The following is a 21,599-nucleotide window of genomic DNA, read 5'->3' as shown; positions in this document are numbered from 1 at the left end:
GCGCTGCCGCACACAGCACTGCGCATCCGGTGCCCCGGACCCTCACAGGGTCCGGGGCACCGGGCTTTCCCGGGAGCGCGCGAACCGGCCCGGTGTCATGCCGGCGATCCGCTTGAAGTGGCGGGTCAGGTGGGACTGGTCGTGGAAGCCGACGGCGGCCGCCGCCTCACCGGCCGGCATCCCGTCCAGCAGCAGCCGGCGGGCCCGGTCGACCCGGCGGGCCGTCAGGTACTGGTGCGGCGCGATCGCGTACGCCGCGCTGAACGCCCGTACGAGATGGGCGGGGTGCGCGTGGAGCAGCCCGGCGGCCTCGGCCAGGGTCACGCCCGTGCCCAGCCGCTCGTCCAGGAGCTCGCGCAGGTCCCGCGCGACGCCCGGACCCGGCGGCGGGCCCACCGGCGCCTCCACAGGCCTCAGGTGGCCCCTCAGCCGCTCGCCGACGAACGCCAGGCGGCTCTCCGCCTCGAAGGCCCCGCCCGGGTCCGCCAGCGCCGTGTGGAGCCGGCCGACGCGGGCGCGCAGGAGCGGGTCGGCGAGGTCCGGGGTGTCCACGGCGGGCCCGATGTAGCGGGCGTCGAGGTGCGTCATGTCCAGGTAGAGCACCCGTTTGCGGAAGCCGTCGGAGGTGGCGGGCGAACCGTTGTGCGGGACCTGCGGCGGCAACAGGCTCACCGTGCCGCCCGGCGTACCGCGCTCGTGGCGGTCCAGGTCGTAGCGGACGGCGCCGTCGTCGACGATCAGGAGCGTCCAGGCGTCGTGCACGTGCATGGGATAGGCGTGCTCGGTGAAGCGGGCGTGGAAGACCTCCACGACGCCCTGGACCGCCGGACGCCAGGCCGAGATCTCCTGCCGTGCCACCACGCTTAGAACGTACAAGACCGGGTCCGGGGCCAGCGGCCAGTCTCGAACCATGAGAAACACGCACGAGACCGAGACCGAGACCGAGACCGAATCCAGAAGCGGAACCATGGCCTCCGGCGAGGCACCCGTCCGCTTCGACACCAAGGTCGCGGTGCTGCTCCGCGACGACCTGGAGACCTGGCAGCGCCTGAACGTGACCGCGTTCCTGGTCAGCGGCCTGGGGTCGGCGGTGCCCGAGGTGATCGGCGAGCCGTACGAGGACGCCGACTCCACCGCGTACCTGGCGATGATCCGGCAGCCGGTGCTGGTCTTCGAAGGGTCGAAGGAGACTCTGACCGCCGCGCACACGAAGGCGCTCTCCCGGTCCTTGACGACGGCCGTGTTCACCTCGGACCTGTTCGGCACGGGCAACGACCGGGACAACCGGGCGGCGGTACGGGCCGTGGGACGGGACGCGCTGGATCTGGTGGGGCTGCTCGTCCACGGGCCCCGCAACGCCGTGGACAAGGCCCTCAAGGGCGCGCGGATGCATTCCTGACCACAGCGCGCGCATGTGCCTCTGGCATGCGCGAGGGCGGCCACCCCTGGTCGGGGATGGCCGCCCTCCTTGCGCCTGGTGGGTTACTTACCCTTGGCGGCTTCCTTGAGCTTCGAGCCCGCGGAGACCTTCACGCTGTAGCCGGCGGGGATGTTGATCGGGTCGCCGGTCTGCGGGTTGCGCGCGGTGCGAGCGGCACGGTGGGTGCGCTCGAAGGTCAGGAAGCCGGGGATGGTGACCTTCTCGTCGCCCTTGGCGACGATCTCACCGACGGTCTCGGCGAGCGCGGCCAGCACGGCGTCGGCGTCCTTGCGAGTCACCTCGGCGCGGTCGGCCAGGGCGGCCACCAGCTCACTGCGGTTCATGTTGTTACTCCCGTGTTCTTCTTGCCTGTGAGGCGTGAGATCGAAGCCGATGCTGCCAGGGCCCTCTGACAGTCCCCGGACCCGGGTCTGATGTCAGACCCTCGCGCCCGATTACGCATCCTGCCCCCACCTGCGGCGGGAAAGCCAATCCGGAACCCTTCAGGGTCAACGAAAAGCGCCACTGCCTGCTCGTGGTGACGTTCCGTCGGCTTCCCTTAGCGGTCCGCAGCGGATGCCGGGCCCTACAGGGCCCACTGCCCGCCCACCCTAAAGGGGCGTTTGGGGCGCCGCGACCCGCGACGCGCCGTACGGCACGGGCGGGTGCGGCCCGGGGTCTTCGGCGCGTACCCCTGATGGACCCCGCGAAACCGTGTGGTCTAGAGCGCGTCGGAAGGTGCGGCTCCGGTGCCGGCGGCGGCCTTGGCGGCCGCGCGGACGGCTCCGGCGACCGCACCGGCCACCTTGTCGTTGAAGACCGACGGGATGATGTAGTTCGCGTTGACCTCGTCCTCGGCGACCACGTCGGCGAGGGCTCCGGCGGCGGCGAGCATCATCTCCGTGTTGACGGTGCGGGACTGAGCGTCCAGCAGACCGCGGAAGACACCCGGGAAGACCAGCACGTTGTTGATCTGGTTGGGGAAGTCGGAGCGGCCGGTGGCCACGACGGCGGCCGTCTCGCGGGCGATCGTCGGGTCGACCTCCGGGTCCGGGTTCGCGAGCGCGAACACGATCGCGCCGTCCGCCATCGCCGCGACGTCGTCGCCGTTCAGGACGTTCGGTGCGGAGACGCCGATGAAGACGTCGGCGCCCACGACGGCTTCCTTGAGGGTGCCGGTGATGTTCTCCGGGTTGGTGTTGTCGGCGATCCAGCACAGCGGCGACTCGGGGTCGGCGGCGACCAGGTCCTCGCGTCCGGAGTGGACGACGCCGTGGATGTCGGCGACCACGGCGTGCTTGACACCGGCGGCGATCAGCAGCTTCAGGATGGCCGTACCGGCGGCTCCGGCACCGGACATGACGACCCGTACGTCCCCGATGCTCTTGCCGACCACGCGCAGCGCGTTGGTCAGCGCGGCCAGGACGACGATGGCGGTGCCGTGCTGGTCGTCGTGGAAGACCGGGATGTCCAGCGCCTCGCGCAGCCGGGCCTCGATCTCGAAGCAGCGGGGCGCCGAGATGTCCTCCAGGTTGATGCCCGCGAAGCCCGGGGCGATCGCACGGACGATCGCGACGATTTCATCGGTGTCCTGGGTGTCCAGGCAGATCGGCCAGGCGTCGATGCCGGCGAAGCGCTTGAAGAGGGCCGCCTTGCCCTCCATGACGGGCAGCGCGGCCATCGGGCCGATGTTGCCGAGGCCGAGCACCGCGGAGCCGTCCGTCACGACTGCGACGGAGTTGCGCTTGATGGTGAGGCGGCGCGCGTCCTCGGGGTTCTCGGCGATGGCCATGCAGACCCGGGCGACGCCGGGCGTGTAGATCATCGAGAGGTCGTCACGGTTGCGGATGGGGTGCTTGGACGCCATCTCGATCTTGCCGCCGAGGTGCATGAGGAACGTACGGTCGGAGACCTTGCCCAGCACGACGCCTTCGACCTCGCGCAGGTTTTCGACGATCTCGTCCGCGTGCGAGGTGGAGCTGGCCGCGATCGTGACGTCGATCCGCAGCTTCTCGTGGCCGGACGCGGTGACGTCGAGGCCGGTGACCGAACCCCCCGACGACTCCACGGCCGTGGTGAGCTGGGAGACCGCGGTGCCGCTCGCGGGCACCTCCAGCCTGACCGTCATCGAGTACGAGACGCTGGGCGCCGTTGCCATGGCCGAGTCCTTCACTTTCCTCAAGCTTCATTGCTTCGCATCCGGAACCCTCGTTCCGGTCACGCTTCCCGATCGTCGCACCTACCGACTGGTAGCCGGTAATGAGTGCCATCTTTCGGAAAGTGTTTTCCACCATACGAGAAGTAACCCGTTCGGCGGAACCCCCAAGAGCCCTCGAGAGTCCCGTCAACGAAGACAGACCCGCGCCACCATCAGGTGACACGGGTCTGTCTTCTTCACTTAGGTGGCACCGACCCGCCATGCTCGCCTCGCGGCAAGTGGTCGCTCGAAGCGACGAAGGTTGGGCCCGGGGGCTTGGATCGAGCCGGTGCCAGTACCACGGTAACAAAGACCCCGGAAAAGTGATTCCCGTGCGCCGGGTTGACTCGCCTCACGGGAGCCGGCAGCCCGTACGGGTCACTCCCGCAGCAGGTCCGGCACCCCGTTCTCGTCCGGCATGTCCCGCTCGCCGGACACCACCGTCAGCTGCTGCGTGGCCCTCGTCAGCGCCACGTACAGCACCCGCAGCCCGGCCGGTGACTCGTCCGCGACCTCCGCCGGAGAGACGACCACCGTGGCGTCGTACTCCAGCCCCTTCGCCTCCAGGCTGCCCAGCGCCACCACCCGCTCCCCCAGCTCCGCGAGCCACTCGCGGGCCTGGGCGCGCCGGTCCATCGCCACGACCACGCCGACCGTGCCGTCCACCTCGGCCAGCAGCCGGCGCGCCTCCTCGCGGACCGTGGCGGCCAGGTCGCCGCCCGCCACCGGCACGAAGCGCGGCACCACACCGGTCGAACGCACCGCCGACGGCGACTCCATGCCCGGCATGGCGAGCGCCAGCACCTTGGCGGCCAGCTCGGCGATCTCGGCCGGGTTGCGGTAGTTGACGGTGAGGGTGAAGCGGCGGCGCGGCCGGGAGCCGAGCGCCTCGTCCCGGGCCGCGGACGCCTCGTCCGGGTCGGACCAGGAGGACTGCGCCGGGTCGCCGACGATCGTCCAGGTCGCGTGGCGGCCCCGGCGGCCCACCATCCGCCACTGCATCGGCGTCAGGTCCTGCGCCTCGTCGACGATGACGTGCGCGTACTCCGTCCGTTCCGCCGCGAGACGCTCGGCCCGCTCCCACTGGGTCTCCTCGCGCTGCGGCATCAGCTCCTCCAGGCCGGAGAGCTGGTCCAGCGGGTCCATCTCGCGCTTGCGCTTGGGCCGGGCCGGCGTGCCGAGCAGCGCCTGGAGCTCGTCCAGGAGCGCCACATCGTGTACGGAGACGGGGCCGCTGCCGTCCGCCGCGTCCAGCCGCCTCAGCGAGCGGGCCAGGCGGCGCGCCTCACCTTGGTTGAGGATGCGCCGGGACCAGCGGGCCAGCCGCTTCTCGTCGGCCATCGCGGCCAGGACGCGGCGCGGGGTCAGCTCGGGCCACCAGGCGTTCAGGAACTCCAGGAACGGCGTCTCGGTGGAGACGTCCTCGTCGAAGGAGGACCGCAACTCCGCCACCAGCTGCGGATCGGTGTAGCGGCCGCGTCCGGAGGACTTGCTCCACAGCGCGTCGAGCAGCAGCTTGCGGGCGCGCGGACGCAGCAGGTTGACCGGGGCGGTGCCGCTGAGCACGTTGTGCCGGATGCGCTGGAGCTCGTCGGCCTCCAGCTCGACGCGGGCGCCGAAGGCGACGACGCGCAGCCGGGTCGGAGTGGTCGCCGTGCCGTTCCGCACGGGCTCGTCGCCGAAGGAGAGCTGGCCGTTCCCGGCCGGCGGCTTGGGCACCTCCAGCGCGCCTCGGGCCGCCTTGCGCAGCACGTGGAGCATCCGCGAGGAGCCCTTGATCCGGGCGATGGCCGGTTCGTCGTACGCCGTGGCGCCTTCCACGCCGACGGCCTCCTCGGACAGCGAGCCGATCGCGCGGATCGCGACCTGGCCCTCCTCGCCGAGCGAAGGCAGCACGCCTTCGGTGTACGCGACCAGGAGCGGCGTCGGCGAGACGATCAGGATGCCGCCCGCGTACCGCCGCCGGTCCTGGTAGAGGAGGTAGGCGGCCCGGTGCAGCGCGACGGCAGTCTTGCCGGTGCCGGGGCCGCCGGTGACCTCGGTGACCGAGGCGGCGGGTGCGCGGATGACCAGGTCCTGTTCGGCCTGGATGGAGGCGACGATGTCCCGCATGGTGTGGCTGCGGGCCTGGCCGAGCGCGGCCATCAGCGCGCCGTCGCCGATCACCGGCAGCTTCTCGCCGTCCAGGTACGCCGTCAGCTCCGGGCGCATCAGGTCGTCCTCGACGCCGAGGACCTTGCGGCCCTTGGAGCGGATGACCCGGCGGCGTACGACGCGGCCCGGCTCCTTCGGCGTGGAGCGGTAGAACGGCGCGGCGGCCGGGGCCCGCCAGTCGATCACCAGCGGCGCGTAGTCGGAGTCCAGGACCCCGATCCGGCCGATGTGGAGCGTCTCGGCGATGTCGGCGGTGGCACCGTCGCTTACGGCGTCGTCAGCCGGCTCGACGGAGGTGAACGCGCCGTCCGGGCCGCGTTCACCGTCCTTGCCGAGGAGCAGGTCGATCCGGCCGAAGAGGAAGTCCTCGAACTCGCTGTTCAGCCGGTTGAGGTGCACACCGGCCCGGAAGACCTGCGCGTCCCGTTCGGCGAGGGCGCCGGGCGTGCCGACCTGCCCGCGTTTGACGGCGTCGTGCATGAGAAATTCCGCCTCGTCGATCTTCTCTTCGAGACGGTGGTAAACGCGGTCCAGATGATCCTGCTCGACACCGGTTTCCCGGTCCCGCAGCGAATCGACAGCGGCATCCTGCGCGGCCACCGAGGCCCCCTTCTGACGTGCATCGGGCAGCCGTCAACCCTATGCGAAGGGGGGCCCGGGCGCACCTGCCGCCCACGGTCACGCGTGTTGCGATTACGCGTCGGAACAGCCGGGTCCGCTCAGGTGCCGATCTCCACCAGCCGCTCCCCGTCGAACGTGCGCACCTCGAAGCGGTCGATGTCCGCACGGTCCATCGCCGCGCCGCCGTGCACGTACAGCGGGTTCTTCGCCGACTCGTGCGTCGACCCCTCGATGCCGTATCCCCAGTTCGGCACGGACCAGGAGGTGACGATCTCCTCCTCGCCGGTCTTGGAGACGGCGACGAGCGTGCACTTCTGCGGCCCTTTGACGTTCTTCAGCTCCAGGACCGTGTGCGTGCCCCACGCCTTCTCCTCCATGCCGACCGTCGCGCCGACCCGGGTGGTGGGGTCGGTCGCGGAGACCTTCTCCGTCATGTGCTGGAAGAAGGCGTCCTCGGCCGGGCTGGTGGGGTGCGGGTCGACGGCGGCGACGCTGCGGCCGCCTTCGTCGCCCGCCGTGACGGCGACGGCCGCGACCGGCCCACCGATGATCAGCGCGGCGGCCGCGGCAATGAGATACCGGCTCCGCTTCGTACGCCGGTGCCGTCGGTGCGCGACCTCGTCCATCAGCCCGCCGAGCACCTTCGGCGCGGGCCGCTCGGGCACGTGCGGTACGGGACGGGCTCCGGGCGAGGCCGCCGGCGCCTCGGCCAGCATCGCGAGCATGGGCTCCATCCCGGCGAACTCGTCCAGATGTACGGAGCACCGGGCGCAGCCGGCGAGATGGGCCTCGAAGGCGCTCGCCTGCGCGTCGTCCAGGATGCCCAGGACATAGGCGGCGGCCGCGTCGTGCTCGCCGCCTTCGGGCTCACCGCCGAACGACGGCCCGGGGTCGGCGGGGCCGCCGGGATGGCCGTGGCCGGAGAGGTACGCGGGCCCTGAGGGGTGTGCAGGACCCGCGGGATACGGGGTGTTGGAGGGGTACGGGACGTTCGAGGGACCGGTGGGCATACGGGGTTCCGGAGGCCGGGGCCCGAAGGGCTGCCACTGCTGGTCGCTCATGCCGTGATCCCCCTCTCTTCGAGTGCGAGCTTCATCGAGCGGAGTGCGTAGAAGACCCGGGACCGCACCGTGCCGCTGGGGATGCCGAGCACCTCGGCCGCCTCGTTCACCGTACGTCCCCTGAAGTAGGTCTCGACCAATGCTTCCCGGTGCGCGGGCGTCAAATCGTCGAGCGCGTCCGACAACGTCATCAGCCACAGCGCCTTGTCGATCTCGTCCTCCGCGGGAATGACCTCCAGCGGCGACGGATCGACCTCGCGCGGCCGGGCCTGCCGGCTGCGGTGGCCGTCGATGACGATGCGCCGGGCGACCGTCACCAGCCAGGGGCGGACGGAGCCGGTGGCCCGGTTGAGCCGGCCGGCGTTCTTCCAGGCACGGATGAGCGTCTCCTGCACCACGTCCTCGGCCCGTTGGCGGTCGCCCGCCACGAGCCGGAGGACGTACGCGAGCAGCGGCCCGGCGTGTTCGCGGTAGAGCGCCCGCATCAGCTCCTCGTCGGGTATCCCGTCAGGGGGCGTGGGCGGCTCACTGCGATGTCGAGCCCTGTGCGGACGGTCATCGGCCACGGCCGCATCCTTGCGCACCCGAACCTCCTGGTCGAGACCCTGAATGGAGCTCTTCGGGCATGGATACGGGAGCGGGCGGCGGATCGTTCAACGCCGGGTCATATTTCTTTCGCTGAACCGTCCGAGGAGCTCTCCGCCGCCGCCGCTGCGGGTGCGGCGGCGGTACGGCGGCGGTGCCGGGCGACCCGTTCGCGGTTGCCGCAGACTTCGCCGGAGCACCAGCGGCGGCGGCCGCCGCGCGAGGTGTCCAGGTAGAGCCGGTGGCAGGCGCCGCCAGCGCACCGGCGCAGCGCTCCGCACGCCACCGGGTCGGTGAGCAGGTCCACCGCGTCCCGCGCCACGACCGCGAGGAGCCCCGCGCAGTCGGGTTCGGCGCTCAGGGTCCGTACCAGCGCACCGCCTTCACCACGCACCGCACGCGGTCCCGGCGGGGCGTGCGCGGCAAGGGAGTTGACGCGGTCCAGGGCCCGACCGTAGGCGGCGCAGGTGAGTTGAGGCGACGGCGGGCCGATCCTGCTTCGCTCGTACGCCAGTTGGGCCGACATCAGCCGGTCCACGTCCGTCCGCAGCTCCCGGAACCGGGACAGCCAGCCGGCGTCCAGCGAGGTCAGTACGGTGCCGGGCGGGACGAGCCGGACGGCTGTCAGCCAGTCGGCGAGCCGCGCCGGTCCTTCCAGTTGTTCCCGCGCGCGAGGTGTCCCGCCGGCGGGCCCGGTGGCCACCAGGTCGAGACAGATCCGGCCGGAGTCGAACCGCCACACGTACGCGCCCCTGCCCGCTGCCATGTGCCTGTCACCGCCTCGGGTCACCGGTCGGATGCCACCCTCCAGAGTGCCCCCGCCGGGCCCCGGCCGTAACCCCCGCTACCGTGACGGCCATGAACGATCACGGCGGAACGGCCGCGGAGACGCTCACGCTCACCGCCGGCGCGCTGCTGCTGCGGCCCTGGCGCGAGGAGGACGTCCCGGCGCTGCTGGAGGCGTACGACGATCCGGTGATGCGGCGGTGGGTGCGGCTGCCCGTGTCCACGCCCGAGGAGGCGGCCCGCCGGATGGAGTCGCAGCGCGAGGGATGGCGGTCCGGGACCCGGTTCAGCTTCGCCGTGATCGACACCGGCCGGGACGGCGAGCTGGTCGGCAACCTCGTGCTGAAGCGGCCGGACCCGGACGCCGGGCGGGCCGAGGTCGGCTACTGGACGGCGGCGCGGGCGCGCGGACGCGGTGTGGCGTCCCGGGCCCTGGAGGCGCTCACCGCCTGGGCGTTCACGGCCTTCGCGGCCGATGGGCTGGTCCGGCTGGAGCTGCTGCACCAGGTGGACAACGTGGCGTCGTGCCGGGTGGCGGAGAAGAGCGGTTACGCGTTCGCGGAGCTGCTGAGCGCGCGGCCGCCGGAGTTCCCGCTCGACGGCCACCTGCACGTGCGCCGGGCGCCTGCGGCCTCGGACGGACGGATCAGCGCTCAGCCCGGTGACGTGCCGACGGCCTCGGACGGACGGGTCAGCGCTAAGCGCGGTGATGTGCCGGCGGCCTCGGCCGGACGGATCAGCACTCGGCGCGGTGATGTGCCGGCGGCCTCGACCGGGAGGATCGCCGCTCAGCGTGGCGAAGCCGAGCCCGGTGTGTCGCCGGTCGGGTCCAGCGAGAGCCGGTAGCCGCGTTTGACGACGGTCTGGATCAGGCGCGGCGCTCCGAGCGCGGAGCGCAGCCGGGCCATCGCCGTCTCCACCGCGTGCTCGTCGGTGCCGCTGCCGGGCAGGGCCCGCAGCAGGTCGGCGCGGGCCACCACCCAGCCGGGACGGCGGGCCAAGGTGTGCAGGAGGGCCATGCCGGCGGGCGGGACCGCGCGGAGTTCGTCGTCGACCAGCACGGCGTGGCCGCGGATCTCGACGCGGTGGCCGGCGATGGGCAGGACTCGTGCGGTGGTGGGAAGTTGGGTGCAGACCAGCTGGACGAGCGGGCCAAGGCGGAAGCGTTCGGGCTGGACGGTGGGAATGGACCGGGCCTGGAGCGGAAGCGCGGTGACCGGTCCGACGCAGGCGGCCAGGACGTCGTCGCGCAGCGCTCCGAGGATCTCCGGCAGCAGTCCGCGTACCTCCGCGCGGCCCAGGAACGAGGCGGCGGCGGGAGCGCTGGTGAAGGTGATGGCGTCCAGGGCCCGGGCGGCGGTGGCGTCGAGCATCCGGTCGAGCGGCGCGATGTCCTGCGGCGGCATCCAGCGGTAGACGGGAACGCCGACGACCTCGGCGCCCGCCGCCTGGAGCGACTCGATGAATCCGGGCAGCGGTTCGCCGTGCAGCTGGAGTGCGATGCGGCGGCCCGCGACGCCTTCGCCGAGGAGCCGGTCGAGGACTTCGGCCATCGATTCGGACCCGGGTGACCAGGCCTCGGTGAGTCCGGCGGCCCGGACCGCGCCCTTGACCTTGGGTCCGCGGGCGAGGAGTTCGACGCCGCGCAGCCGCTCCAGGAGCGCGTCGCCGATGCCCCAGCCGTCGGCCGCCTCCACCCAGCCGCGGAAGCCGATCGCGGTGGTGGCGACCACCACATCGGGCGCGTGGTCGATCAACTCCGCGGTCGCGTCGAGGAGTTCGCTGTCGTCGGCGAGCGGAACGATCCGCAGGGCCGGCGCGTGCTGGACGGCGGCGCCGCGCCGCTTGAGGAGCGTGGCGAGCTCCTCGGCGCGGCGGGCGGCGGTCACTCCGACCGTGAAGCCCGCGAGAGGGCCGTGCGTGGTCTCGTCGTCCTGCATGGCGTGTTCCCGGCTCTCGTGGTCCTGCTGGTACGCGATGTGCGGAAGCCCGAGACTGCCAACGGTCCGTGACGGTCTCGGTTCCCCCGTATTTCCCGGCCGTTACGTCAGCCGTGGCCGGATCGTCGCCTTCCTGGTGGCTGCTACACCTCTGCGTAACCGACCTGGGCCTTCGCGGGTACGGGCGCGGGTCGGCGAAGGTATACCGCCCAGGTGAGTGCGGAGCACACGGCGTAGAAGGCGAGGAAGCACCAGAAGGCGGCGGTGCCGGTGCCGGAGGTCTGGAAGGACTGGCGGAACGCGAGGTTGATCGCGAGGCCGCCGAGCGCGCCGACGGCACCGATGAAGCCCATCGCGGCGCCGGAGAGCCGCCGTCCGTGCGCGGCGGCCGCCTCGCCGTCGAGCCCTTTCTCGACCGCCTGCGCGTGGAAGATGCCCGGGATCATCTTGTACGTCGACCCGTTGCCGAGCCCCGTCAGGACGAAGAGCGCGGTGAAGCCGACGAGGAAGACCGGCAAGGACGCGGTGGCGGAGGCGTGGATGACGATGGCGGTGGCGGCGCCCATCGCGGTGAAGGCGGCCAGCGTGATCCGGGCACCGCCGTGCCGGTCGGCGAGGCGTCCGCCGAAGGGCCGGATCAGTGAGCCGAGGAGCGGGCCCATGAAGGTGAGCGAGGCGGCCTGGAGCGGAGTGCGGCCGAACTGGGTCTGGAGGACCAGGCCGAAGGCGAAGCTGTAGCCGATGAACGAGCCGAACGTGCCGATGTAGAGCGTCGACATGATCCAGGTGTGCGGGTCCCTGGCGGCCTGCCGCGCGGCGCCGGTGTCGTTGCGTACGGGCCGGAGGTTGTCCATGTACAGCGCGGCGCAGACGGCGGCCGCCACGATCAGCGGGATGTAGACGCCGAGGACCAGCCGAGGATGGGCGGCGCCGAGCGTGCCGATGACGAGGAGGCCGATGAGCTGGACGACGGGGACGCCGATGTTGCCGCCGCCCGCGTTGAGGCCGAGCGCCCAGCCCTTCTCCCGGAGCGGGAAGAAGGCGTTGATGTTGGTCATCGAGGAGGCGAAGTTGCCGCCGCCGATCCCGGTGAGCGCGGCGACCGCCACAAACGTGCCGTACGAGGTCCCGGGCTCCATCACCCAGAACGCGGCGAGCGTCGGAGCGAGCAGGCTCACCGCGGTGAAGATCGTCCAGTTGCGGCCGCCGAACCGGGCGACGGCGAAGGTGTACGGCACCCGTACCAGTGCTCCGACCAGCGTGGCGGTGGAGATCAGGAAGAACTTGCCGGCCGGGTCGACGCCGTACTCCGGTCCCATGAACAGGACCATCACCGACCAGAGCGTCCAGACGGAGAATCCGATGTGCTCGGAGAGCACGGAGAACCACAGGTTGCGGCGGGCCACCCGCTCGCCCTTCTCCCGCCAGAACGTCTCGTCCTCCGGCTCCCAGGTCTCGATCCAACGGCCTGCCATCACGCGCCTCCACAGGGTGGTCGGGGTGGTGTCCCCGTCGCTGCGGGGTGTTGGTCCCGACGCTAGGGAGCGCGCGTTTCGGTGCGGTGCCGCGAGGTGACCGGTGGGCAACCTTGCTCTCACCGGGCCGGAGGCGGCCCGGTGAGGTGGCCCGTGGTCAGGAAGGGTTGCGCATCAGCGCCAGGTCGCCTTCCGGCAGCCAGCTGCCGGAGGGCCGCTCGAGCCACCGGTTCCGCAGGGCCAACTGCTCAGCAGCGGTACGCAGAGCGTCGACGCCGGGATGGTGCAGTCCTTTGCGCCGGACCAGCGCCAGCGGCGACAGCGGAACGGGATCGACGAGCGGACGCACCACCGCGCCCGGCAGCGGCGGGAAGTCCACCACGGCCAGGACCGGGTGGCCGGCCTTGGCCATGACCCGCTGGAATTCGGCCACGCCGACGGCGAGCGGAACGGGCGGTGCCAGCTGGATGTCCCACTCGGCGAAGAGCAGCGCCGCGAGCTCCGTCCACTCCCGCGTCCGCTCGTTGCCCGCTCCCGCGTAGACGGTCGTCCCGGACAGTTCGGACAGCGGGATGGTCGCGCGCCCGGCGAGCGGATGCGCGGCGGGCAGCATCAGCGCCATCGGCTCGTACCGCACCGGCTGTACGGAGAGTCCGGCCCGCACCGCCGGAGCGAGCCCGGCGGCCCGGCCGAAGGAGACGTCCAGCCGGCCCGCCAGGATCTCGGAGGCGGCCCAGGTCAGCCCGGACTCGAACCGCGCCATCAGCTCGCACTCCGGAGCGAGCTGCCGGGCCCGCTCCAGCACGCGAGCGGCGGTCATCCCGTCCGAGTTCAGGTCGACGAGCAGCGGCCGCGCGGCCCCGCCGCCGAAGGCCGCGGCGAGCCCTGCGTGGGCGTCGAGCACGCGGCGCGCGTACGGCAGCAGCCGCTCACCGTCCGGCGTGAGCGTGACCTGCCGGGTGGTGCGGACGAACAACTCCGCGCCGAGCTCGCGCTCCAGCCGCCGGATGTCCCGGCTCAGCGCCTGCTGCGCGACGAAGAGGCGAGCGGCGGCGCGGGTGAAGTGCAGCTCCTCGGCGACGGCGAGGAAGGCACGCAGGAGTCGCGGAGCGGTGTCGGGGACGGGCACGCGGTGAATCTACAACGCGGCGGACCATTCACAACAGTGGTGCGTGAATGAGCGGCGAGAAGGTGTTGGACCGGAGAGGCGGAGCGCGGCGAGGCTGGCCTCATGCCGAGATCACCCGCGCCCGCTCCGCCTGCCCGTACGACGTCCACGCCGCTGCTGACGGTCGCCGGGGGCCAACTGGTGGCGGCTCCGCGCGCGGCACCCAAGGCCGCACGTCGGCCGCCGTCCGCCAACCCCTACCTCCGCCTGCTCGCCACGCCCGGCGCCCGTGCCTTCACCACCGGCAATCTGATCGCGCGGCTCCCGATGGGGATGCTCGGCGTCAGCGCGATCATCATGATCGCCGGCTCCCGGGACTCGTACGCGCTCGCCGGAGCCGTCACCGCGACCGGCCTCGCCGCGACGGCTCTCGTCGCGCCGTTCACCGCACGGCTGGTGGACCGCTACGGCCAGGCCAGGATCGCCGTGCCCGCCACCGCGCTCGCCGTGCTGGGATCGCTCGCGCTGGTGCTCTGCGTACGGTACGAGGCTCCGGCCTGGACGCTCTTCATCGCGTACGCCGCCACCGCGACCACGCCCAACACCGGCGGGATGTCGCGGGCCCGCTGGGCGCACCTGCACCGAGGCGATCCGGCGGCGCTGCACACCGCGAACTCCTTCGAGCAGTCCGCCGACGAACTCTGCTTCATGCTCGGCCCGGTGCTCGCGGCGACGCTCTGCGGGACGCTGTTCCCGGAGGCCGGCACGCTGGTGGGCGCGTTCCTGCTGATGACCGGCGTCCTGATCTTCGCGGCCCAGCGCGCGACGGAACCGCCGCCGACGCCACGTACGCGCACGGCCGTCTCACCGCTCCGCATACCCGGCATGCCCGCGCTGCTGGCGGTCTTCCTCGCCACCGGCGCGGTGTTCGGTGCGCTGGAGGTCGTCTCGATCGCACACGCCGGAGGCGCGATCCTGGCGCTCCAGGCGGCGGGATCCGGTGCGGCCGGGCTGGTCTACGGCTCGCTGCGGCCCGCGCGGAACGTCCACGGCAGGCTGCTGCTCTGCCTGGCCGCCATGACCGCGCTGATGTCCCTGCCGCTGCTCGCCGCCACCTCCACCGCCTCGCTGCCGGTCCTGGCGCTCTGCCTGCTGCTGGCAGGTGCGGCGACGGCGCCCACCATGGTCACGGGTATGACGCTGGTCCAACGCGCGACGCCGGCAGGCCAGTTGAACGAAGGCATGACGCTCTCGGTCACCGCACTGCTGGGCGGAGTGGCGGCCGGTGCGGCGACGGGCGGCTGGCTGGTGGAACACGCCGGCACGGCCGCCGGCTACGCGGCCCCGATGGGAGCGGCGGCGCTGGCCCTGGCCGTCGCGTGGGCGGCGCGGGTCAGCGGTGGCTCAGCACGTTGACCACGTGGCCGTCGGGGTCGCGGACCATGAACCGCCGTACGCCCCACTCCTCGTCCCGCAACGGATGGACGATCTCCGCACCGCTCGCCCGGACGACCTCGTACGCCGCGTCCACGTCGTCGACCTCCACGCTCATATCGGGTGTGACCGGGGCCGTCGCGTCGCTGGTGATGATGCTGAGCTGCGCGGCCGGGTTGGACGGCGGAGCGAGCGTCATGATCCAGCCGTGGTTCATCACTTCCTCGAAGCCGAGCAGACCGTAGAACTCCCGGCTCTCCCGCACGGCTTCGGACTGGACGAGGGGCATGACACGGCGGACGGTCATCGACAGCTCCTGGCGAGGGGGACGGGGATCACGGCACGTCAACGATTACCAGAACCCACCGGCAGGAACCGGCACTTCAGGCCCGTTGCCGGATCCACGCGGCCAGCTCACGGACGTGTTCGGCGGAGGCGCGGCCGAGGTGGACGAGCGCCTTGTCGGTGATGGTGGGGATGTCGCCGTAGAGCGACGGCAGCGAGAAGCCGGCCGGCTTCAGCGCCTCGGCGAGGTCGTGAGCGGCCTGGTTGCCTTCCGCGAGGGCGGCGGCGTACTGCGGTCGGGGCAGCATGGAGGATCAGCCTTCCGACGGTAAAAGGGTTACGCGGTATCCGAGTTGAGCCAAGTCCCGTGGCTGGTGGATCGCTTACGAGGACGCGCTGCCGCGCGAGTACCGCGACTTCATCGCGCTGGAAGGTTCGGCGCCCGGCATCCGGACGTTCGAGGGCATGATCGTGCCGGGCCTGATGCAGACGCCGGAGTACACGCGCCACATCATCACGGCGGGACCTGCGGTGCTGCCGCCCGGCCACGTGGACTCGCCGATCAAGGTGCGGATGGAGCGCCAGTCCATCCTGGACGCCGAACAGCCGCCGAAGATCTGGGCGATCGTGACGGAGGGCGCGCTGCGCCAGGTGGTCGGCGGCTACGCGGTGATGCTGGACCAGCTCCACCACCTCACCCGCCTCACGGAGCGCAGCAACATCACGTTGCAGGTGCTGCCGTTCGAGGCGGGCGCGCACGCGGGTGTTCAGTCGTCCTTCTGGCTCTTCGACTTCCCAGCCGACCCCAGCGTCGCCTGCGTGGCGAACCTGACCGGAACGCTGTTCATGGACCAGGCCGGACAGCTCAACGCGTTCTCCGACGCGTTCGACAACCTCCGGGCCAGCGCGCTGAGCCCGGCAGATTCACTGACGCGCATCACCGACATCATGGACTTGATGCGCCGCGAACGAGACACGAGGAACCCATCATGACCAGCGCCACCCCCACCGTCGTCGGCCCGTTCGTCAAGGCCACCGCCAGCGGCCAGCAGGATGCGTGCGTGGAGGTGGCCCCGCTCTCCGACGGCGGCCGAGCAGTCCGCGACAGCAAGAACCAGCACGGCCCGCGCCTCCACTTCGCCGCCGCGCAGTGGACGGCCTTCACCGACGGCGTGAAGAGCGACGCGTACGGGGTCTGACCGACGCCCGGAACGGAACGCGAAAAAACCTCTGCCCCGCGAGCGAACTCGCGGGGCAGAGGTTTACATGGGGTGGTGGAGATGGCGGGAATCGAACCCGCGTCCAACGGTGCGGAACCAGGGCTTCTCCGAGTGCAGTTCGCTACGCTTTTCTCAGCCCCGGAGGTCACGCGAACAAGCCTCCGACAGGCTCAGCCACTGTTTGATTTCCTTCTGGGCCCCGTGGCCGGGCCTAGAAGTTTAGATCCCTAGTTGATGCCAGGATCCGGGTCGGGATCACCCCCGGGCTGACACTCCGCAGAGTCTTCGCTTAGCTGCTAATTAGGCAGCGAGGGCGAAGGCGGAGGAATCGCGCTTGGAATTGGCGATTATTGTTTGCGACATATGGTTTACGAGATCATTGCCGCTTCCTCGACTCGCTTCCCCTGCTTCGACATCCGCTGTCGAAACCGATCATCCCCATGTTGATTTTTCAAAACGCGCACCTTCGCTGAGGTGCACGGCCCATCGTACGTGACCAACGCGGGACGATGCCAGCCTATTCCTCCGGGCGGGCCCCGGGCAGGGCCCGGACAGACCTGCTCAGGCGCTGCGCTGCCGCCGGCGGGCCGCCGAGATGGCGCGGTTCGTCTCCCTCGTGTCCTGCTTCTCGCGGAGCGTCTGCCGCTTGTCGTACTCCTTCTTGCCCTTCGCCAGCGCGATCTCGACCTTCACTCGGCCGTCCTTGAAGTACAGGGCCAGCGGCACGACCGTGTGGCCGGTCTCCTGGGACTTGGACTCCAGCTTGTCGATCTCGGCGCGGTGGAGGAGCAGCTTGCGCTTGCGCTTGGCCGCGTGGTTGGTCCAGGTGCCCTGGACGTACTCGGGTACGTGGATGTTGTGCAGCCACGCCTCGTGGTCGTCGATCTGGACGAACCCGTCGACCAGGGAGGCCCGGCCCATGCGCAGGGACTTCACCTCCGTGCCCATGAGGACGAGACCGCACTCGTAGGTGTCGAGGATGGTGTAGTCGTGCCGCGCCTTCTTGTTCTGCGCGATCATCTTGCGCCCGGTGTCTTTTTCCTTAGCCATAGTGCGGTCATTTTCGCACTACGACCCACCCCCGAGGCCACTCAATACCGTCTCGGCCCGCTGCTGGGCCCGCTCGCGCACCACCAGGTCCGGTGTGATGCCCCGTCCTTCGACGCTGCGGCCGGCCGGTGTGCGGTAGTGGCCGACGGTCAGCTCGGCCACCGAACCGCCCGGCAGCTCGCTGGGCATCTGGACGGAGCCCTTGCCGAAGGTGCGCGCGCCGACGGTGACCGCGCGGCCGCGGTCCTGGAGCGCGCCGGTCAGCAGCTCAGCCGCGCTCATCGTGCCGCCGTCGACCAGGACCACCACGGGCCGCTCGGTGTCGCCGCCCGGATCGGCGTACAGGGCCTGCTCCTCGCCGCGTACGTCGTACGTGGCGACCAGGCCGCCGTCCAGGAAGGCGGAGGCGGCGGTGACGGCCTCGGTGACCAGGCCTCCGGAGTTGGCACGGAGGTCCAGGAGTATCCCGGCGTCGTCGGGCGCTTCACGGACCGCGTCCCGTACGTCCTGGCCGGCGCCCTTGGTGAAGGCGGCGACCTTGACGAGGAGCGCCGAGGAGCGGCCGGTGCCCAGGCGGCTCACGGTGACCGCCTCCGGGGTCAGCCGGGCGCGCTTCAGCGTCTGTGTGGTGGGTTCTCCGTCCCGTACGAGACCGAGGACGACGCGGGTGCCTTCCTCGGCTCCCGTACCGTCACCGCGGAGTAAGGCGACGACCTCCGGGACGGGCCGCTTGTCGACGCGGCGGCCGTCGATCGTGCGGAGCAGGTCGCCGGCGCGGATGCCGGCCCGGTCGGCCGGACCGCCGGGCTGGACCCGGGAGACGGCGACGCCGCCGTTCGCGGTGCGGCGGGCGGAGAGGCCGACGCCGAGGTACGAGCCGTCGAGGGCCTGCTCGAACTCCTCGTACTCGCGCTCGTCGTACACCGCGCCCCACCGGTCCCCGCTGCGGCTGACGACCTCGCCGACCGCCTCCTTCACGGACTTCCCGTCCGCCTCAGCCTTCGCCGCCGCGTCCTGAACCGCCTCGCGGTCGACCGGAGCGAGCGTGGAGGCGACGGCACGCGCCGGGAGTTCGGGTACGGGGTCGGGGTCCTGCGGCAGCGAACCGGTCGCCGCGCCGGTGGCGAGGACACAGCCGAAGACCAAAGTCAGGGTCACCCCGCGGCAGAGGCCGCGGGACCGGAAGCGGTGCGAACAACCCGACATGGCGCCGAGTCTAGGACAAGCCTCCTGGGGCGCACGAGTGATCGACCGTGCGCCCCGGGAGGCGTATGTCATACCTTCAGATACTTGCGCAGTGCGAAGAGAGCGGCGACGGCCGGCATCAACAGGCCGATCGCGAGCACCAGCGGAAGCTTGGTGAGAACCGCGTCCCAGCCGATGAAGTTGATCAGGTTCAGCTTCTCCTGGAGCGCGAGACCGCCGTCGATCAGGAAGTACCGGCCGCCGAGCAGCATCGCGCAGGCCAGCAGACCACCGATGAGGCCGGCGACGGCCGCCTCCATGATGAAGGGGGCCTGGATGTAGAAGCCGGAGGCTCCGACCAGGCGCATGATGCCTGTTTCACGTCTCCGGCTGAACGCGGAGACGCGCACGGTGTTGACGATCAGGATCAGCGCGATGACGAGCATGAGGATCATCACGTAGATCGCGACGACGTTCATGCCGTTCATCAGCTCGAAGAGGTTGTCCAGGATGGACCGCTGGTCCTGGACGGACTGCACGCCGTCCCGTCCCGCGAAGGCCGTCGCGACGACCTTGTACTTCTGCGGGTCCTTGAGCTTGACGCGGAACGACTCCTGCATCTGGTCGGGCGTGATGTTGCCCGCCATCGGAGAGTCGCCGAACTGCTCCTGGTAGTGCTTGTACGCCTCGTCGACCGTCTCGAAGTGGACCGGCTTCTGCACCGCCTCCATCTTCTCCAGGTCGGCCTTGATCTGGGCCTTCTGCTCCGCCGTGACCGCGCCCTTCGCACACTTGGGCATGTCCTTGGCGTCGTTCTTGTTGCAGAGGAAGATGGAGACGTTGACCTTGTCGTACCAGTAGTCCTTCATCGTGCTGACCTGTTCGCGCATCAGCAGCGCGCCGCCGAACAGGGCGAGCGAGAGGGCGACGGAGACCACGACGGCGAAGGTCATCGTGAGGTTGCGACGGAGACCGACGCCGATCTCCGACAGGACGAACTGGGCGCGCATGGCGTCCTTTCAGTACTCGATGCTCGACATGCACGAGGGGCCCGGAGGCGCCCTCGGTCAGTGCTGGTAGCCGTAGACGCCGCGTGCCTGGTCGCGTACGAGACGGCCCGATTCGAGCTCGATGACGCGCTTGCGCATCTGGTCGACGATGTTCTGGTCGTGGGTCGCCATGATCACGGTGGTGCCGGTCCGGTTGATCCGGTCCAGCAGCTTCATGATGCCGACGGAGGTCTGCGGGTCGAGGTTGCCGGTCGGCTCGTCCGCGATCAGCAGCATCGGACGGTTGACGAAGGCCCGGGCGATCGCCACGCGCTGCTGCTCACCACCGGAGAGCTCACCGGGCATCCGCTCCTCCTTGCCGCCGAGGCCGACGAGGTCGAGCACCTGCGGCACGGCCTTGCGGATCTCGCCGCGCGGCTTGCCGATGACCTCCTGCGCGAAGGCCACGTTCTGCGCGACGGTCTTGTTGGGCAGCAGGCGGAAGTCCTGGAAGACCGTCCCCAACTGGCGGCGCATCTGCGGCACCTTCCAGTTGGAGAGCCGCGCGAGGTCCTTGCCGAGCACATGGACCATGCCCGTGCTGGCGCGCTCCTCGCGCAGGATCAGCCGCATGAAGGTCGACTTGCCGGAGCCGGAGGAGCCCACCAGGAAGACGAACTCACCCTTCTCGATGTCCAGCGAGACATCGCGCAGAGCCGGTCGGGTCTGCTTCGGGTAGGTCTTGGAGACGTTGTCGAATCGGATCACGGATGCACCACGGTCGGCCGGGAGTAGGTGAGCGTGACCATACGCGAACCGGGCTCACGCGTGCAGGCGGCGTCCGGCAATGGGCGATTTATGGCAGATCGTCGTACGGAACGCATCGGGTCGGACCCTCCCTTGTCCGGCGGGCCGCGCCGAAACCGGCCGGAGCTGGCACAGTGGTGGGGGGAACGGTTGCGTTTCCCGGAGCGTTGTGCGGAGAGAGAGCAGTCAGCGGCTCCGCCGCGCGGGAGGAGGAATGCGCATGACCTATGACCGACTGGTGTGCGCGAACTGCGCGTCCCCCGTCAGCGAGGGGCGCTGCCGCGTCTGCCGTGCGGTCCGGCAGCAGATGCTGGAGGAGCAGGGCCAGGGCCCGCTGGCCGGGATGAATCCGGCCATGCTGATCGCGCTGATGGTCGTGCTGCTGGCGGCGCTCGCGCTGCTGGCCCACCAGACCGCCTGAGCCGCCTCCGACCCGATGAGGGCCGCCGCGCCTGGATAGGCGCCACAGAACGTCCGCGTACGCCGCCGGAGCGGTTCGTACGCGCAGAAGGGCCCGGAAGGCTTTGTACGGCCTTCCGGGCCCTTCTGTGCGTCACGCCGAGCCGTGTACGGGGTTCAGCTGCGCCCGTACGCGATGTTCAGCGGTCCCTGGCGAGAACCTAGGCGACCGTGCGGCCGCCGCCGACCAGACGCGGCAGGATGCGGAAGCCGATGCCGCCGGCGATCATCGTCGCGGCACCGATGACCAGGAAGCCGGTCTCGGCCGCACCGGTCTCGGCGAGCTCTTCCTTGCCCTTGCTCTGCTCGACCGGCTGGTTGCCGAGGCTGTTGGGACCGGTGTTGTCGTCGCACTCGACGACCCCGGACTCGACGGTGCAGGCGTCGTCGCCACCACCGGTCGCGGACCCGGTGGTGCCGGCACCGGTGGTGCCGGTGTCGCCGCCAGTGGAGCCGGTCGAGCCCGTGGAGCCGGTGTTACCACCGGAGTTGCCGCCCTCGGACGCACCGCCCTGGTCGCCACCCTCAGAGGCACCGCCCTGGTCGCCACCCTCAGAGGCACCGCCCTGGTCGCCACCCTCAGAGGCACCGCCCTGGTCGCCACCCTCGGACGCACCGCCCTGGTCGCCACCCTCGGACGCACCGCCCTGGTCGCCACCCTCGGACGCACCGCCCTGGTCGCCACCCTCAGAGGCACCGCCCTGGTCGCCACCCTCAGAGGCACCACCCTGGTCGCCACCCTCAGAGGCACCACCCTGGTCGCCACCCTCAGAGGCACCACCCTGGTCGCCACCCTCAGAGGCACCACCCTGGTCGCCACCAC

At 71.0% G+C, this 21,599-nt stretch carries 21 protein-coding genes, 1 other RNA gene and 2 pseudogenes; 6 read left to right on the top strand and 18 right to left on the bottom strand.

What is annotated here, in order from left to right; translation table 11 throughout:
- Nucleotides 1-42 precede the first annotated feature (42 nt).
- Nucleotides 43-912, bottom strand: coding sequence for an AraC family transcriptional regulator (locus ABZ267_RS31675; RefSeq protein WP_356754131.1), 870 nt, complete (start codon nt 910-912; stop codon nt 43-45).
- A 55-nt stretch (nt 913-967) separates the two neighbouring features.
- On the opposite strand from ABZ267_RS31675, the gene ABZ267_RS31670 reads away from it, so the two are divergent.
- A complete protein-coding gene (locus ABZ267_RS31670; RefSeq protein ID WP_356754015.1) occupies nt 968-1,399 on the top strand; it encodes a DUF2000 domain-containing protein in 432 nt (143 codons plus the stop codon).
- Nucleotides 1,400-1,482: 83 nt separating this feature from the next.
- On the opposite strand, the gene ABZ267_RS31665 is transcribed toward ABZ267_RS31670, so the two are convergent.
- The 6 genes from ABZ267_RS31665 to ABZ267_RS31640 all read right to left on the bottom strand — a co-directional run bounded on the left by ABZ267_RS31665 (nt 1,483) and on the right by ABZ267_RS31640 (nt 8,804).
- A complete protein-coding gene (locus tag ABZ267_RS31665; RefSeq protein WP_003968811.1) occupies nt 1,483-1,764 on the bottom strand; it encodes an HU family DNA-binding protein in 282 nt (93 codons plus the stop codon).
- Nucleotides 1,765-2,141: 377 nt separating this feature from the next.
- Entirely contained in the window at nt 2,142-3,578 is a 1,437-nt protein-coding gene (locus tag ABZ267_RS31660; protein ID WP_356754013.1) for an NAD-dependent malic enzyme, read from the bottom strand.
- 417 nt (nt 3,579-3,995) lie between these two features.
- Nucleotides 3,996-6,371 carry a UvrD-helicase domain-containing protein gene (locus tag ABZ267_RS31655; RefSeq protein ID WP_356754012.1) on the bottom strand — a complete coding sequence of 792 codons (2,376 nt, stop codon included), beginning with the start codon at nt 6,369-6,371 and terminating at the stop codon, nt 3,996-3,998.
- Between the two features lie 119 nt (nt 6,372-6,490).
- Nucleotides 6,491-7,453, bottom strand: coding sequence for a zf-HC2 domain-containing protein (locus tag ABZ267_RS31650; protein ID WP_356754010.1), 963 nt, complete (start codon nt 7,451-7,453; stop codon nt 6,491-6,493).
- On the bottom strand, nt 7,450-8,037 hold the full coding sequence (locus ABZ267_RS31645) for a sigma-70 family RNA polymerase sigma factor (protein ID WP_076966337.1): 588 nt from the start codon (nt 8,035-8,037) through the stop codon (nt 7,450-7,452). Before ABZ267_RS31645 ends, ABZ267_RS31650 begins: the two co-directional genes overlap by 4 nt.
- An 80-nt stretch (nt 8,038-8,117) precedes the next feature.
- Nucleotides 8,118-8,804 carry a CGNR zinc finger domain-containing protein gene (locus ABZ267_RS31640; RefSeq protein ID WP_356754008.1) on the bottom strand — a complete coding sequence of 229 codons (687 nt, stop codon included), beginning with the start codon at nt 8,802-8,804 and terminating at the stop codon, nt 8,118-8,120.
- 92 nt (nt 8,805-8,896) lie between these two features.
- On the opposite strand from ABZ267_RS31640, the pseudogene ABZ267_RS31635 reads away from it, so the two are divergent.
- Nucleotides 8,897-9,457: pseudogene (locus ABZ267_RS31635) on the top strand (GNAT family N-acetyltransferase); the annotation flags it as partial.
- Nucleotides 9,458-9,612: 155 nt separating this feature from the next.
- On the opposite strand, the gene ABZ267_RS31630 reads toward ABZ267_RS31635, so the two are convergent.
- From ABZ267_RS31630 to ABZ267_RS31620, 3 genes are all read right to left on the bottom strand, one after another.
- A complete protein-coding gene (locus ABZ267_RS31630; RefSeq protein WP_356754006.1) occupies nt 9,613-10,764 on the bottom strand; it encodes a uroporphyrinogen-III synthase in 1,152 nt (383 codons plus the stop codon).
- Nucleotides 10,765-10,907: 143 nt separating this feature from the next.
- Complete coding sequence (locus ABZ267_RS31625) at nt 10,908-12,239, bottom strand: nitrate/nitrite transporter (RefSeq protein ID WP_356754004.1); 1,332 nt, start codon at nt 12,237-12,239, stop codon at nt 10,908-10,910.
- Between the two features lie 157 nt (nt 12,240-12,396).
- The gene (locus ABZ267_RS31620; protein ID WP_356754002.1) at nt 12,397-13,368 is read right to left on the bottom strand and encodes a LysR family transcriptional regulator; all 972 of its coding nucleotides are present in this window, start codon (nt 13,366-13,368) and stop codon (nt 12,397-12,399) included.
- Between the two features lie 102 nt (nt 13,369-13,470).
- On the opposite strand from ABZ267_RS31620, the gene ABZ267_RS31615 reads away from it, so the two are divergent.
- A complete protein-coding gene (locus ABZ267_RS31615; protein WP_356754000.1) occupies nt 13,471-14,763 on the top strand; it encodes an MFS transporter in 1,293 nt (430 codons plus the stop codon).
- Here ABZ267_RS31615 and ABZ267_RS31610 read toward each other — a convergent pair.
- Both ABZ267_RS31610 and ABZ267_RS31605 read right to left on the bottom strand, forming a co-directional pair.
- Nucleotides 14,741-15,088, bottom strand: coding sequence for a VOC family protein (locus tag ABZ267_RS31610; protein WP_356753998.1), 348 nt, complete (start codon nt 15,086-15,088; stop codon nt 14,741-14,743). The two genes, ABZ267_RS31615 and ABZ267_RS31610, sit on opposite strands and share 23 nt — an antisense overlap.
- Nucleotides 15,089-15,164: 76 nt before the next feature.
- Entirely contained in the window at nt 15,165-15,374 is a 210-nt protein-coding gene (locus ABZ267_RS31605; RefSeq protein ID WP_356753996.1) for a hypothetical protein, read from the bottom strand.
- A gap of 70 nt (nt 15,375-15,444) precedes the next feature.
- Here ABZ267_RS31605 and ABZ267_RS31600 point away from each other — a divergent pair, with 70 nt between their 5' ends.
- Together ABZ267_RS31600 and ABZ267_RS31595 are read left to right on the top strand one after the other, a co-directional pair.
- Nucleotides 15,445-16,059, top strand: coding sequence for a DUF5753 domain-containing protein (locus ABZ267_RS31600; protein ID WP_356754129.1), 615 nt, complete (start codon nt 15,445-15,447; stop codon nt 16,057-16,059).
- Nucleotides 16,056-16,265 (top strand): DUF397 domain-containing protein, encoded by a 210-nt coding sequence (locus ABZ267_RS31595; protein WP_356753994.1) that lies wholly within the window; start codon nt 16,056-16,058, stop codon nt 16,263-16,265. Before ABZ267_RS31600 ends, ABZ267_RS31595 begins: the two co-directional genes overlap by 4 nt.
- Nucleotides 16,266-16,338: 73 nt before the next feature.
- Here ABZ267_RS31595 and ssrA read toward each other — a convergent pair.
- The 5 genes from ssrA to ftsE form a co-directional block, all read right to left on the bottom strand.
- Nucleotides 16,339-16,726, bottom strand: a transfer-messenger RNA (tmRNA) gene (gene ssrA / locus ABZ267_RS31590).
- Between the two features lie 121 nt (nt 16,727-16,847).
- A complete protein-coding gene (gene smpB, locus ABZ267_RS31585; RefSeq protein ID WP_356753992.1) occupies nt 16,848-17,336 on the bottom strand; it encodes an SsrA-binding protein SmpB in 489 nt (162 codons plus the stop codon).
- Between the two features lie 18 nt (nt 17,337-17,354).
- On the bottom strand, nt 17,355-18,542 hold the full coding sequence (locus ABZ267_RS31580) for a S41 family peptidase (protein ID WP_356753990.1): 1,188 nt from the start codon (nt 18,540-18,542) through the stop codon (nt 17,355-17,357).
- A 68-nt stretch (nt 18,543-18,610) separates the two neighbouring features.
- Nucleotides 18,611-19,531 carry a permease-like cell division protein FtsX gene (gene ftsX / locus ABZ267_RS31575; protein WP_018512317.1) on the bottom strand — a complete coding sequence of 307 codons (921 nt, stop codon included), beginning with the start codon at nt 19,529-19,531 and terminating at the stop codon, nt 18,611-18,613.
- Nucleotides 19,532-19,588: 57 nt separating this feature from the next.
- Entirely contained in the window at nt 19,589-20,278 is a 690-nt protein-coding gene (gene ftsE, locus ABZ267_RS31570; protein WP_015608884.1) for a cell division ATP-binding protein FtsE, read from the bottom strand.
- A gap of 259 nt (nt 20,279-20,537) precedes the next feature.
- Between ftsE and ABZ267_RS31565 the strand changes: the two genes are divergently transcribed.
- Nucleotides 20,538-20,738 (top strand): hypothetical protein, encoded by a 201-nt coding sequence (locus ABZ267_RS31565; RefSeq protein ID WP_356753987.1) that lies wholly within the window; start codon nt 20,538-20,540, stop codon nt 20,736-20,738.
- A 199-nt stretch (nt 20,739-20,937) separates the two neighbouring features.
- Here the strand turns inward: ABZ267_RS31565 and ABZ267_RS31560 are convergent.
- Nucleotides 20,938-21,599, bottom strand: a pseudogene (locus ABZ267_RS31560) (hypothetical protein); the annotation flags it as partial.

Source organism: Streptomyces sp. NPDC006174, from assembly GCF_040614075.1.
In the GTDB taxonomy this organism is placed as follows: domain Bacteria; phylum Actinomycetota; class Actinomycetes; order Streptomycetales; family Streptomycetaceae; genus Streptomyces.
This window is presented reverse-complemented; position numbering and strand designations above follow the sequence as displayed.